General features: G+C 40.8%; 13 protein-coding genes, 1 tRNA gene, 1 other RNA gene and 1 other annotated feature. Of the genes, 4 read left to right on the forward strand and 11 right to left on the reverse strand.

Annotated elements, in window-relative coordinates:
* Positions 1–369: 369 nt before the first annotated feature.
* The 7 genes from AC3WLU_RS26155 to tadA form a co-directional block, all read right to left on the reverse strand.
* Positions 370–639, reverse strand: coding sequence for a pro-sigmaK processing inhibitor BofA family protein (locus AC3WLU_RS26155; RefSeq protein WP_370019689.1), 270 nt, complete (start codon positions 637–639; stop codon positions 370–372).
* A gap of 104 nt (positions 640–743) precedes the next feature.
* The gene (locus tag AC3WLU_RS26160) at positions 744–962 is read right to left on the reverse strand and encodes a YaaL family protein (protein WP_034316261.1); all 219 of its coding nucleotides are present in this window, start codon (positions 960–962) and stop codon (positions 744–746) included.
* A 20-nt stretch (positions 963–982) separates the two neighbouring features.
* On the reverse strand, positions 983–1,579 hold the full coding sequence (recR, locus tag AC3WLU_RS26165) for a recombination mediator RecR (RefSeq protein ID WP_034316264.1): 597 nt from the start codon (positions 1,577–1,579) through the stop codon (positions 983–985).
* A gap of 60 nt (positions 1,580–1,639) precedes the next feature.
* Positions 1,640–1,957: a YbaB/EbfC family nucleoid-associated protein gene (locus AC3WLU_RS26170; protein WP_048688709.1), complete on the reverse strand. Its 318-nt coding sequence runs from the start codon at positions 1,955–1,957 to the stop codon at positions 1,640–1,642.
* A 21-nt stretch (positions 1,958–1,978) separates the two neighbouring features.
* Positions 1,979–3,667, reverse strand: coding sequence for a DNA polymerase III subunit gamma/tau (dnaX, locus tag AC3WLU_RS26175; RefSeq protein ID WP_054398423.1), 1,689 nt, complete (start codon positions 3,665–3,667; stop codon positions 1,979–1,981).
* A 184-nt stretch (positions 3,668–3,851) separates the two neighbouring features.
* Positions 3,852–4,116, reverse strand: an RNA gene (ffs, locus tag AC3WLU_RS26180) — signal recognition particle sRNA large type.
* A gap of 147 nt (positions 4,117–4,263) precedes the next feature.
* Positions 4,264–4,770 (reverse strand): tRNA adenosine(34) deaminase TadA, encoded by a 507-nt coding sequence (gene tadA / locus AC3WLU_RS26185; protein ID WP_487374577.1) that lies wholly within the window; start codon positions 4,768–4,770, stop codon positions 4,264–4,266.
* Between the two features lie 139 nt (positions 4,771–4,909).
* Here tadA and AC3WLU_RS26190 point away from each other — a divergent pair, with 139 nt between their 5' ends.
* The 3 genes from AC3WLU_RS26190 (at position 4,910) to AC3WLU_RS26200 (ending at position 6,944) form a co-directional block, all read left to right on the forward strand.
* Positions 4,910–5,455 (forward strand): cysteine hydrolase family protein, encoded by a 546-nt coding sequence (locus AC3WLU_RS26190; RefSeq protein ID WP_413005333.1) that lies wholly within the window; start codon positions 4,910–4,912, stop codon positions 5,453–5,455.
* Positions 5,456–5,635: 180 nt separating this feature from the next.
* The gene (locus tag AC3WLU_RS26195) at positions 5,636–6,295 is read left to right on the forward strand and encodes a deoxynucleoside kinase (RefSeq protein ID WP_487374578.1); all 660 of its coding nucleotides are present in this window, start codon (positions 5,636–5,638) and stop codon (positions 6,293–6,295) included.
* Positions 6,273–6,944 (forward strand): deoxynucleoside kinase, encoded by a 672-nt coding sequence (locus tag AC3WLU_RS26200; RefSeq protein ID WP_487374579.1) that lies wholly within the window; start codon positions 6,273–6,275, stop codon positions 6,942–6,944. The genes AC3WLU_RS26195 and AC3WLU_RS26200 overlap by 23 nt, the downstream gene beginning before the upstream one ends.
* A gap of 121 nt (positions 6,945–7,065) precedes the next feature.
* Here AC3WLU_RS26200 and AC3WLU_RS26205 read toward each other — a convergent pair.
* From AC3WLU_RS26205 to guaB, 4 genes are all read right to left on the reverse strand, one after another.
* Positions 7,066–7,158 (reverse strand) — tRNA-Ser (locus tag AC3WLU_RS26205).
* A 132-nt stretch (positions 7,159–7,290) separates the two neighbouring features.
* Positions 7,291–8,568: a serine--tRNA ligase gene (gene serS, locus AC3WLU_RS26210; RefSeq protein WP_487374580.1), complete on the reverse strand. Its 1,278-nt coding sequence runs from the start codon at positions 8,566–8,568 to the stop codon at positions 7,291–7,293.
* A gap of 63 nt (positions 8,569–8,631) precedes the next feature.
* Positions 8,632–8,856: a binding site (T-box leader), on the reverse strand.
* Between the two features lie 69 nt (positions 8,857–8,925).
* Positions 8,926–10,245, reverse strand: a complete 1,320-nt coding sequence (locus tag AC3WLU_RS26215; RefSeq protein WP_328118748.1) for a D-alanyl-D-alanine carboxypeptidase family protein — start codon at positions 10,243–10,245, stop codon at positions 8,926–8,928.
* Positions 10,246–10,418: 173 nt separating this feature from the next.
* Positions 10,419–11,882, reverse strand: coding sequence for an IMP dehydrogenase (guaB, locus tag AC3WLU_RS26220; protein ID WP_048688703.1), 1,464 nt, complete (start codon positions 11,880–11,882; stop codon positions 10,419–10,421).
* A 111-nt stretch (positions 11,883–11,993) separates the two neighbouring features.
* Here guaB and AC3WLU_RS26225 point away from each other — a divergent pair, with 111 nt between their 5' ends.
* Positions 11,994–12,959, forward strand: a complete 966-nt coding sequence (locus AC3WLU_RS26225) for a YaaC family protein (protein ID WP_487374582.1) — start codon at positions 11,994–11,996, stop codon at positions 12,957–12,959.
* Positions 12,960–13,080 lie beyond the last annotated feature (121 nt).

Genomic DNA, 13,080 nt, shown 5'->3' on the forward strand with positions numbered 1-13,080 from the left:
CCTGAGCCAGGATCAAACTCTCCGAAGAAATGTTTGACTTGCTCATTTGCTTTTTTGATAGTGTGTGCTCACTTAAATTTAACGTTGGCGCTTTGTTCTGTTCAGTTTTCAAAGAGCGATTTATCGTCGTTACTTCGTAAGCGACTTTATTATCTTATCATTTACCAAACCTGATGTCAACAACTATTTTCATATTGTTTTTTGGTTAAGCAATGTATGATGTCGTTATTGGCGACTCCTAATATATTATCAGGTTGATCAATAATCGTCAATGGTTAAATTAGTTTTTTTCAAAAAAACTATAGCATGATAAAAACCCCAAGGAAATATCCATGAGGTTTTCATAAGATGACTTCGACACACAATCCTTTAAATGATCCAATAACCAATGGCCGCCAATGCGGCAACTCCCGGTATTCCAAGCAGGCCGGCGACTGCCGAGGTAACAGGGTTGATTGGGACATGAATGCCCGCCTGATTCCCAAGTGTATTCAAAAAGAACAAAAATGCTGCACCGATAATGACCTTTATAATGCCCTGCCCTATGAACCGGACAGGTCTTAATGGGGCCCCGATGATGAGGAGCATTAAAATCAAGCCGCCAACTATGGCAACAAAGACAACTGGTTCCAAACTCATTCCTCCCCGCAAGCTTGTACTAAACTTATATGAAGGAAACGCTGGATTAAGAACCGAAAAAAATGGCCATGAGGAACAAACAATCCTTCACAGCCATTTCCTTATCATCTTTTTAAGCGAACATTCCTTCTTTTAACTTCCCTGAATAAGTAGAAATATTTCACTTCCGCCAGTCTCGTTTGGGCGATTACTTCCTCAGATGGATCAACGCTTTTTTCAAGTAATGATTTTTGATTATGCCAATTCCATTTCAATTGTTCAAGCTCTTCGATTAATGAATCATTGAATTCATTCCGAAGTTTCTTTTTTTTACGAAAGAACAAGTGAAGTCCTCCCAGCTATCTTATATTTCTCTTCTTCCTTCTATTGCTTTTGATAGCGTCACTTCATCCGCATACTCCAAATCTCCTCCAACAGGAAGTCCGTGGGCAATTCGGGTCACTTTGATTCCTGATGGTCTAAGCAACCGGGAAATATACATGGCTGTCGCTTCACCTTCAATGTTAGGATTAGTGGCCAAAATTACCTCCAGCACTGTTTCATCTTGCAGGCGCTTTAATAAATCAGGAATATTTATATCTTCCGGACCGATTCCGTCCATCGGGGAAATACTGCCATGCAGTACATGGTATAAACCATTGAACTCTCTCATCTTTTCCATAGCTATAACATCTTTCGGGTCCTGAACCACACAGATCAAACTTCTGTCCCTCTTTTGATCTTCGCAAATATAGCAGGGATCTTGATCTGTAATATGACCACAGACTGAGCAATACATAAGATTCCGCTTAGCATTAACAAGTGCTTTTGCAAAATCCAAAACAGTATCTTCCTTCATGCTTAATACATGAAAGGCTAATCGAGCAGCCGTTTTAGGACCAATCCCCGGCAATTTCATAAAACTGTCAATGAGCTTGGAAATTGGTTCTGGATAATGCATCGAATTCCTCCTAAAAATTTCAAAAGAAACCCCCTGAAAGGAAGTTTCTTTTGAACTTGCTTAAAACATACCCGGAAGGTTCATTCCCTTAGTGAATTGTCCCATCGTTTGGTTTGTCATTTCTTCCGCCTTTTTCAAAGCATCGTTAGTGGCAGCCAACACTAAATCCTGAAGCATATCGATATCATCCGGATCGACAACTTCCGGTTTGATGACTACATCGACTATTTCTTTATGTCCAGTCACGATGACCGTTACCATTCCGCCGCCGGCAGTTCCTTCAACCCTTTTTTCACCTAATTCTTCTTGTGCCTCTGCCATCTTCTTTTGCATCTTTTGCATTTGTTTCATCATGTTCTGCATATTACCGCCGCGCATACCCATTTTCCTTACCTCCAATTATTCTTTAATTTCAAGTAAATCATCGCCGACTAATTTTCTAGCCTCTGCTATAAAGGGGTCTTCTTCTTTTGATTCCGTTTCTTCTGGACCGTCGAACTGCTGTGTTGAGATGAAGTCCTCCCGCAACCTTTGCCACTGGCTTTCCGGAACTCCAGCTATCTCCATTCGGTGTCCGGTCAATTGCTGCATGATCGAGGCTATCACTTCCACGAAACGGTTATTTTCCATTGCCATTTGACAATGAATATCATATTTGAATTTTACCACAAAAGCTTCAGTTGACGCAGCAACAGGTTCTGCCTCCGTTAATAAAGCTGCCAATGACTTTTGGTTTTGCAGACCTAACTGTTCAAGCACTTCCCCCCACTTACTTTTCACAGCATTAAGACCTGGCTTTGTAGCTTGTTTCAAAACTTGATTGATCTTTCCGGCAGGTGCTTTATATGACTTTTTAACGGCCCTTTGCGCCTTAGCCTGCTCTGCAGGTTTTTCTGCCATGGCTGCCGGAATGCCGTTTTTCTGCATTTCGAGTAATTTCTTCTCTAAATCTTCTATTTTCTGCTGCAGCTGTTGAAGCTGCCCGTTATCAATTTGATTTGGCCTTTGCTCATTACATAACTTGACAAGTGCCACCTCAAGGAAAATCCTTGGATGATTTGTCCATTTCATGTCTTGCTGTGTTTGATTGAAGCTTTCAATTATGGAGTAAATCGATTCAGAAGAAATTACTTCTGCCAATTCCTTGAATTGGGGATCTATCAAAACACGCTCGAAGGATTCTGCCAGTGCCGGTGCCGTTTGAAACAAAAGCATGTCACGGAAGTAATAAATCATGTCTTCTATGAACCTAGCCGGGTCTTTTCCCATGGCCAGCAATTCTTCAAGGACTTCAAGTGCCACCGCTACTTCTTTATCATATATAGCTTTTGCCAGCCGGCTTAAAAACGCTTGCGAAACAGATCCGGTGACAGTCAATGCATCTTCCACTGAAACCGTCTCCGAACTGAAGGATATCGCTTGATCAAGAAGGCTTAGTGCATCCCGCATCCCGCCTTCGGCTGCCCTCGCAATGATATGCAGGGCTTGTTCATCACAAGAAACACCTGTTTCTGCAATGATTTGTGACATCCGGCCAACTATATCTTGAGGCTGGATCCGTTTAAAATCAAACCTTTGGCAACGGGAAATGATCGTTAGTGGAATCTTATGAGGCTCAGTCGTCGCCAATATGAAAATCACGTGCTTCGGAGGTTCTTCCAATGTCTTTAAAAGCGCATTGAACGCCCCTTGTGAAAGCATATGTACCTCATCAATGATATAAACTTTATATGTAACCGCGTTAGGTGCATATTTGACCTTATCACGAATGTCACGGATTTCCTCGACACCATTATTGGATGCTGCATCAATTTCTATAACATCTGATATGGAGCCATCGGTGATTCCGCGGCAGGTAGCACATTCGTTACAGGGCTCACTTGTCGGTGCATGCTCACAATTCACTGCTTTTGCTAGAATTTTGGCAGCACTTGTTTTCCCTGTTCCACGTGGACCGGAAAATAAATAGGCATGTGAAACCTTTTGCCCGACCAAAGCATTCTGCAACGTTTTCGTCACATGTTCCTGTCCGACTACATCAATGAATTGTTGCGGCCGCCATACCCGGTATAATGCTTGATACCCCACGGAAATCCCTCCTTCTTTTCTCCATCTTGTTTATTATACATTACTGATTTCCTTAATATCAAAGTCTAAAATGAAATTTCATCATTGCCTCATTTTTTTTCAAAAATACCAAGCACTTTACCTTCTTGGCATAAAAAAAAACCCACCCGATACGAATGAGTTTTTTGTTTATGTAAAATAACTGCCGTGCACCTTCTGTCGATTAGCAACCATAAGCGTTACTTAAGCAGTTAGCTCGGCCCAGGCAACCCTGCGGCACATGAGAACTTCCACTTAATGCTGCTTCCTTCCGGACCTGACATGGTTCATGGAGTCCCATTGCGCAGGACCCGGGCGTCAACGCCACTTACTTAAGGCAGGCCCTACAGAATGCTAACCTCGAGAAGGGATTCAACCTCGCTAGAGCGGATTGCGAGTACAGGGCACCGCTACCTCCCCGTCTAGCACGGCAAAAGTAATACCAATTTCAAAGCGTCATTACGACGCATAATTCATTATACTAAGGTAACAAAAAAAACGCAAGTGTTGTTCTTGGACAGTTCAATTCCAAATTTATCAAATGAAGCAAAGATTCATCTTCAACATTCGTTTTTCACTTATTTATTTTCTTCAACAAGCTTGAGTGCCTGCTCTCTTTTCAACGTTTTCTTTCTATCCCTAAGCTCTTTAAAAAAAGAAGTCAAAATCCAGCCGCACTCTTCCTCCAATACACCGCTGGTTACATCACATTGATGGTTAAAGCGTTCATCTCGAAGTAAATCCATGAATGTGCCTGCACAGCCAGCCTTTGGATCATGCGCTCCGAAAACAACCCTTTTCACCCTTGATTGCAAGATGGCACCGGCACACATCGGGCAAGGTTCCAGCGTTACATATAATGTCGCATCTTCAAGACGCCAACTGCCAGTAGCACGGCAAGCCTCATTGATTGCAAGGAGCTCCGCGTGTGCCGTCGCATTCTGTTCCGTTTCCCTCAGGTTATGCCCCGTCGAAATAACTTGATTATCTATTACGATTAAAGCGCCAATCGGCACTTCATTCAATTGCCGCGCCTTTTTTGCTTCCTCTAAGGCTAAATTCATGTAATGAACATCATCCTTCAAAAAAAAACCCCCTCATATTAAATAGGAGTAAACAGACAAATATTAGACAAAATAAAGGTCATACTACTTATTCTAATGAATAGTAACGCATTCGGCATATGTGCTGCAAGTAAATTCTCATAATACAGGAGGATATACCATGAATCGACCTGAATCGCCTTCCTTTGCATTGCTTATCATTGATATGATCAATGACTTTGACTTCAAATACGGGAATATGCTCCTTGAACATACGAAACTTATCGTCGATCCGATCTTGAAATTAAAGAAGCAAATGAAAGAAAAAGGTTTTCCAATCATTTATATCAATGATCATTATGATTTATGGCAGGCTGACTTCGATAAAATCATTGATAAATGTAAAAATGAAGGTAATGCCTCATTAATCGAAAGAATAAAACCGCAACAGGACGAATTTTTCCTCATCAAGCCGAAGCATTCAGCATTTTATGGGACGGCACTCAATACACTGCTTAAACAATTAAACGTGGATACCCTGATCATTACTGGCATAGCTGGCAACATCTGCGTGCTATTCACGGCCAATGATGCCTATATGCGGGAATATAAATTATGGATTCCGAAGGATTGCATTGCTTCTGCATCAAAGGAAGATAATCATTATGCATTAAAAATGATGAACCATGTTCTCAAGGCATCCATAAAACAAGGTGAAGACATGTAAGCATTCAATCGAATAAGGAATTAATCTACATACCTCCCCAATTAACACTCTTTCATTCTCTTTCTTTATCAACCTGACAAAAATGTCACTAAAGTCCCAAGTCTGTGATACAATATCTCTTGGCGAAAATCCTATGACCGGGAATTTTAGCTTGATACCTCATGAAGGAGGACAGATTGGATGAAATCCACCCCATTTATCACTGTCGAAGGTCCAATCGGCGTGGGAAAAACATCACTCGCAAAAGTTATCGCAGATCATTTTCAAATTTCATTATTAAGGGAAATTGTCGATGAAAATCCATTTCTCGGGAAATTCTATAAAGATATTGATGAGTGGAGCTTTCAAACAGAAATGTTTTTTCTGTGTAACCGTTATAAACAATTGGAAGATATCGAAAAAAAGTATCTTACTAATGACCATGCCGTAGTGGCTGATTATCATATATTCAAGAACTTGATATTTGCTGAAAGAACGTTAAAGAACGAACAATACAATAAATACCTTGAGATATTCAATATTTTAACACGGGATATGCCTGAACCTAATATGGTGATTTATTTAAACGCAAGCCTTGATACTCTTCTCTCCCGAATCGGTAAAAGAGGTCGGGAAATCGAAGAAAATATATCCTCCATTTATTTAGAGCAGTTATCCGCGGATTATCGAACATTCATGGAAACATTCGAGAAACAGCACCCTGACATCCCTGTTCTTACATTCAACGGAGATGAGCTGGATTTTGTCGGGAACAAGGATGATTTGAAAACGATAATCAGCCAAATAGAGAATGCCCTGCACAAAGGAGTAAAGTCAAATGAACTTACGAAAGAAATATAATATTCCAAACAACGCCGTCATTACGATAGCAGGGACGGTTGGCGTAGGAAAATCGACCATGACCAATGCGTTAGCCGATGCCCTTCAATTCAGGACATCATTTGAGAAGGTTGATACGAACCCCTACCTGGATAAGTTTTACGATGATTTTAATCGTTGGAGTTTCCACCTGCAAATCTATTTCCTCGCTGAACGTTTTAAAGAGCAAAAAAAAATCTTCGAATATGGCGGCGGTTTTATCCAAGACCGTTCCATTTATGAAGACACCGGGATATTTGCAAAAATGCATTATGAAAAAGGCACGATGAATGACGTGGACTACGAAACGTATACAAGCCTTTTCAATGCCATGGTAATGACGCCATACTTCCCGCACCCTGATTTACTTATCTATCTCGAAGGTTCGCTCGATGATATCCTCAACCGGATCCAAGAGCGCGGCCGTCCAATGGAACAGCATACCCCAATTGAATATTGGCAGGAAATGCACGGCCGTTACGAAGAATGGATCAATCAATTCAACGCCTGCCCTGTCCTTCGATTAAATATAAACGAATATGATCTTATGCAGGATGAAGCAAGTATCGAACCTCTTATAAAACGGATTGCCGAATATATGGAGCAAACCAAGTTGTTGCGAAATGTGTAAAACAGAAAAACCACCGGTTATCCGGTGGTTTTTTAATATATTAGAAAACAAAAATTCCGTTACATAACTGTAACGGAATTCATCGATATCCAATTTATGCGCTGTGGTTATTAATAAGTTATGGAGGAGGTAGAGGGATTCGAACCCCCGCGGGATTTGACTCCCCTGTCGGTTTTCAAGACCGATCCCTTCAGCCGGACTTGGGTATACCTCCGTATCAACATTTATTATATTACATGGAATTAAAATCAAAGTCAAGCCCTCTATAAAGTTTTTTTAAAATAATTTTCAAACTTTGATATAAAGGGGAATCAGCCTCTTTAACCAGAAGCTGATTCCCTTTGACTTACGGTTTAATGACTTCCACACCGCGCATATATGGACGTAATACTTCAGGAATGATAACACTGCCATCTTCCTGCTGGTAATTCTCCAAAAGGGCAGCGACTGTACGGCCGATTGCCAAACCTGATCCATTTAGGGTATGGACGTGTTCCGGTTTGCCTTTTGCATCACGTCTGAAGCGAATATTGGCCCGTCTAGCCTGGAATGCTTCAAAGTTACTGCAAGAAGAAATTTCGCGGTACGTTCCATAGCTCGGGATCCAAACCTCGATATCATACTTTTTAGCAGCTGTGAAACCAAGATCTCCTGTACACATGCTTAGCACTCGGTATGGAAGACCCAGCAATTGGAGGACCTTTTCGGCATGACCTGTAAGGTTTTCCAACTCTGCATAGGAATCTTCCGGCTTCACGAACTTCACTAGTTCAACTTTATTGAACTGGTGCTGACGAATTAGCCCTCGCGTATCACGACCCGCAGATCCTGCCTCTGAACGGAATGAAGCACTGTATGCCGCATAGCTAATCGGCAGATCGTCCGTGCTCATGATTTCATCACGATGGAAATTTGTCACCGGCACTTCAGCTGTAGGAATCAAGAAGTAATCATCACTTTCAATACGGAAAGCATCCTCTTCGAATTTTGGCAATTGACCTGTCCCGGTCATGCTTGCACGGTTCACCATATATGGTGGCAGCATTTCTTCATATCCGTGTTCCTCAACATGAAGGTCTAACATAAAGCTAATTAGTGCACGCTCCAATCGGGCACCAAGACCCCGATAAAATACAAATCGGCTTCCGGTCACTTTTGCTGCCCGTTCAAAATCCAGGATGCCTAGATCTCCAGCTACATCCCAGTGTGGTTTCGGTTCAAACTTGAATTCAGGTAACTCCCCCCATTTACGGATTTCGACATTATCGTCTTCCGTCTCACCAACAGGCACGCTTTCATGCGGTATATTAGGAATGGAAAGAAGTAATGTTTCTAATTGCGCTTCCACTTCACGAAGCTCATCATCGAAACTTTTTATACGGTCACCGACTTCACGCATTTCCGCAATCAACTGATCTGCATCTTTTTTCTCCCGTTTCAATATGGCCACTTGCTGTGAAACTTCATTTCTTTGGCTTTTTAACTTTTCTGTTTCAGCAATCAAGGTCCGGCGCTTTACATCCAGTTCCTCGAATTTTCCTAAATCGGTTAAATCTTCACCTCTGAATTGCAATACACGCTTCACTTCTTCAAAATTATTTCTTACATATTTCAAATCCAACATTTCAGTTCCTCCTTAATGTTTTTGATGATTTATCAAAGAACGCAAAAAACTCCCGTCCCCTGAAGAAGGGACGAGAGTTAACCCGCGTTGCCACCCTAGTTGAAGGCCTATGAAAAACGCCTACCACTTATCACGATAACGGCTTTTAACCGAAAGTATTTACTGGCCCAAAAGGCTTTCCATACTCTGCTCCAGGAGGGATTCACAAAACTCTCACACCGATTTCCACCAGCCATCGGCTCTCTGTAGAAAGAAATACTTGTTACTATTTCCTGTCATTGCTTTCTTATATAATCAAATTGTTTTCCATAATGTACTATAATTTTATACATTACGCAACCGTTTTATACAGTAAACTTAAAACCAGCCTTTAACAGTGGAAGCTACACTGCTCCAAACGTCTCCAAAGAATCCGCCAACCGCCCGCATTGATAATACGAACCAGTTTGCCTTTTCAACGGATTCGGCAGCTACGACGTTAACCTTAACTGGATCGCCGTTGATGTACCCGTAATCTTCTCCTTTTTTAGGAGTGACTGTGATGTAGCCTAGCTTTTCACCTTTTTTGATTGGTGCAGTCAGCTTACCATCATCATTCAATTTGTTTTTATCGATCACTAAATCTGTTTTATAGTTGTCTTTCCCACCATTTTCAACAAGTAGCTCGATTGCTTTTTCAGATTGAATCTTAACGTCTTTTTCCTTGCCTTTCACTACTGAAAGTGTTTCTTTCCCTTTCACCTGGTAGTTGGCTGGAAGGACTTTTTCCTTTTTAAATGTTGCATAAGCATAGTTCATCAGCTTAGTGCTATCCGCAAAACGTTCAGTTTTACTAGTGGACTTCATTACCACCGTGATATAGCGTTGGCCATCCCGGATAACCGTCCCTGTATGACCATAACCGGCAAAGTCAGTAGATCCCGTTTTCAGTCCATCTACGCCTTTATATTCAAATATCAGGCCAGGCAGCATCCAGTTGAAGTTCGAATACTCTTTTCCATCACGGAACTTCAATTTAGGAATACTCGCAATTTTTAATACTTCCGGATAATCATTTATTAGACGATAAGCAAGAAGAGCAGTATCTTTTGCTGTCATGATATTTTCTTCATCTGCTTTACCAGTAGGGTATTGCCCTAATAAATCGGAGTTATTCAAACCGCTGGCATTAACGAATTTATGGTTTTTCAAGCCTAACTTTGTTGCTTTTTCATTCATTAATTTAACAAAACTCTTTTCACTTCCGGAAATCAATTGTGCTAAAGCTACCGTTGCCGCATTTCCAGAATAGACAGCCATAGCTTGATATAGTTCCTTAACTGTATAATCTTCACCTTCCGTTAACCCAACATTCGATAAATTAGGTGCTTTTGAAAGGTCATGTACGTATTTATTTATTTTAACTTTTTGATCCCAACTGATTTTCCCATTTTCGATTGACTCCATTATGATGTACTCGGTCATCATTTTAGACATGGATGCAATCCCTAGTACTTTATCGGCATTTTTTTCATACACGATTTGTCCCGTTTCACCATCGATTATGATGGCTGCCTCTGCTTTTAAACCTAAATTATCAGATTCAGCAACAGCTTCCCCCGGTTGATAGGCAAATTGCGACATAACAAGAACTAAAACAAAAGTGAAAATGAGGGTCATCTTGCTGATTTTTTTCAATTTCCAATACCTCCAACTTTTAAGCTAATCTCTATAACAAAGGAGAAACTTTATGTAATTCCCTTGACACCTTGTCTAGTTTATCACAGAAAAAATAAAAAAAATAGACAGAGTAATCGCAGACTCTGTCTATTTTAACAATAAATTTTAATGACGATTATATGTTAAATTCATTACATTGAGTAGTTCGGTGCTTCTTTAGTGATTTGGACATCATGAGGATGGCTCTCCCTTAACCCTGCACCTGTCATTTTGACAAATTGAGAGTTTTCTCTCAACTCTTCCAATGTGGCTGTACCGCAATATCCCATACCTGAACGAATGCCGCCAATCAGTTGGAAAATGGTATCTGATAGAGGTCCTTTGTATGGAAGGCGCCCTTCGATGCCTTCCGGAACGAATTTCTTGTTATCTTCCTGGAAGTAACGATCTTTAGATCCTTTTTCCATTGCAGCAACAGATCCCATACCCCGATACACTTTAAAACGGCGACCTTGGAAAATTTCCGTTTCGCCAGGGCTTTCAGTTACACCTGCAAGCATACTGCCAAGCATTACTGCATGTCCGCCTGCAGCCAGGGCTTTAACGATATCTCCTGAATATTTAATTCCGCCATCAGCGATAATCGTTTTACCATGCTTTCTTGCTTCTGTTGCACAATCGAAGACTGCCGTGATTTGTGGAACACCTACACCGGCTACAACTCTAGTCGTACAGATTGACCCTGGTCCGATTCCCACTTTCACTACATCGGCTCCCGCTTCAATCAATGCTTTCGTCCCTTCAGCTGTTGCCACATTACCGGCAATGATCGTCAATTCAGGATAAGTCGCGCGGATTTCCTTCACCATTTCAAGGACGCCTTCTGAATGACCGTGAGCTGTATCAAGTACAATTGCATCGACATGGGACTTAACAAGCATTTCAACACGCTTCATTGTATCCTTAGTGACTCCGACTGCAGCACCTGCAAGCAATCTCCCTTGCTTATCTTTCGCCGAATTCGGGAACTCAATGACTTTCTCGATATCCTTGATCGTAATAAGTCCTTTAAGAACTCCATTATCGTCTACAAGAGGAAGCTTTTCGATTTTGTACTTTTGAAGAATCTTCTCTGCTTGTTCCAAGTTAGTTCCTACTGGTGCTGTGACGAGATTCTCAACAGTCATGACACTGGAAATCTTCAAGGAAAAATCGGAAATAAATCGCAAATCACGGTTTGTAATGATACCCACAAGTTTTTGATCCTCAATATTGTTGACTACAGGAACACCCGAAATGCGATATTTACCCATTAAATGCTCTGCATCGAATACCTGGTGATCTGGCGTCAAGAAAAATGGATCGGTAATTACACCGCTTTCTGAACGTTTTACTTTATCCACCAGTTCAGCTTGTGCTTCAATGGACATATTTTTATGAATGATACCCAATCCGCCTTGACGAGCCATGGCAATCGCCATCTCTGCTTCCGTCACGGTATCCATTCCTGCACTGATGATAGGAAGGTTGAGCTTTAAGTTTTCAGCTAAGTTGACTTGAAGGTTGACATCTTTCGGCAAAACCTCTGATTTCGCTGGAATTAATAGGACATCATCAAAGGTTAAACCTTCTTTTGCAAATTTATTTTCCCACATTATTTTCCCCTCCTGCTTAAAAATATTATTTGTAGGTTATCAATAGGACATACTACTGTCAAGAAGAGAAATAAATGTTTGATTATTCTATTAATTCGGAGGACAGCTGCAATGCCTGAAAACAATGATAATTTCGATAAATATACACCTTTTTTTTCCGCATCTTCCTCTCAACTTTTTTTACAAAAATGTTACACACAAGAAAAAATAGCAGAAGCGGAAATCAAAAGTTATGATAATTGTTATCCATTTATTTACCATCTTGAACATGCTAAAACTTATTATAATCAGGCAGCCATTGCACCACTTTCCATTCAACCAATCCTTACATTTTATGGATTCTCCCAATTATTAAAGGCTTGTCTGCTCACGATTGATCCTAACTATCCGGAATCGACTTCGATGCTTGCCCATGGGGTAACTACGAGGAAAAAGAAAAAGCAACAATATGAATTTCTGAAGGATGAAGTAAAAACGCAAAAAAATGGACTTTTCACCTGCATCGCCGAGAAATTATTTCATATCAGGCATCTGGAAGGTGAAAAGTTTTCCATGGGTACACTTATGAAAGAAATCCCGGATATGCAAAACTTTACATGGTCCATTTCCAAGAAAAATTTCGTCGCCCTGCTACCCTCTCCCAATGGTTTTCAATTGCCTTCAACCATATTGGATAGCTATCAAATGTCCAGCAGTCGATTGGAAGAATTTTTGAAAGCTAAAACGAATCAAATTTACAGTATTTCGGAAGCTCCCGGAACACTGCATTTAAAAACAGAGGGTGTTCCTATTCATAATGCCACATCTCCAATACGGTATAATTTGGAACAAGGCCAATTCATGCTATCTCTAAATAAAGATTCGTCCGCTTTTTCATTACCTGAACTTTTGATTCATTATTTGATTTCTTATAACCTTAGCATAATAGCTCGTTATGAAACAGAATGGTGGGCAGAGCTGATGAAAACCATGCCTAATGACGATTACCCTTGCATTGTGCAATTCCTTAAAATAAGCCAAGCTAAGGTGCCATTTTTAATATTTGAATGGATTAAGTCGGAAAGGTTCCACATCTGATCCTTCCAACACCCTATTGGTGAAATGATCTGACCTGAAACGACAAAAAAAGACCAGCCGGATGGCTGATCTTTTTAAATGGCTTGGCGGCGTCCTACTCTCACAGGGGGAAACCCCCAAC

It is taken from the genome of Peribacillus sp. FW305-BF15 (genome assembly GCF_058783805.1).

Excerpts from the sequence above, each read along its gene's own strand:
- AC3WLU_RS26155 (WP_370019689.1), bottom strand. The coding sequence starts at position 639 with ATGAGTTTGGAACCAGTTGTCTTTGTTGCCATAGTTGGCGGCTTGATT.
- recR (WP_034316264.1), bottom strand. The coding sequence starts at position 1,579 with ATGCATTATCCAGAACCAATTTCCAAGCTCATTGACAGTTTTATGAAA.
- AC3WLU_RS26170 (WP_048688709.1), bottom strand. The coding sequence starts at position 1,957 with ATGCGCGGCGGTAATATGCAGAACATGATGAAACAAATGCAAAAGATG.
- AC3WLU_RS26190 (WP_413005333.1), top strand. The coding sequence starts at position 4,910 with ATGAATCGACCTGAATCGCCTTCCTTTGCATTGCTTATCATTGATATG.
- AC3WLU_RS26195 (WP_487374578.1), top strand. The coding sequence starts at position 5,636 with ATGAAATCCACCCCATTTATCACTGTCGAAGGTCCAATCGGCGTGGGA.
- AC3WLU_RS26200 (WP_487374579.1), top strand. The coding sequence starts at position 6,273 with ATGAACTTACGAAAGAAATATAATATTCCAAACAACGCCGTCATTACG.
- serS (WP_487374580.1), bottom strand. The coding sequence starts at position 8,568 with ATGTTGGATTTGAAATATGTAAGAAATAATTTTGAAGAAGTGAAGCGT.
- guaB (WP_048688703.1), bottom strand. The coding sequence starts at position 11,882 with ATGTGGGAAAATAAATTTGCAAAAGAAGGTTTAACCTTTGATGATGTC.
- AC3WLU_RS26225 (WP_487374582.1), top strand. The coding sequence starts at position 11,994 with ATGCCTGAAAACAATGATAATTTCGATAAATATACACCTTTTTTTTCC.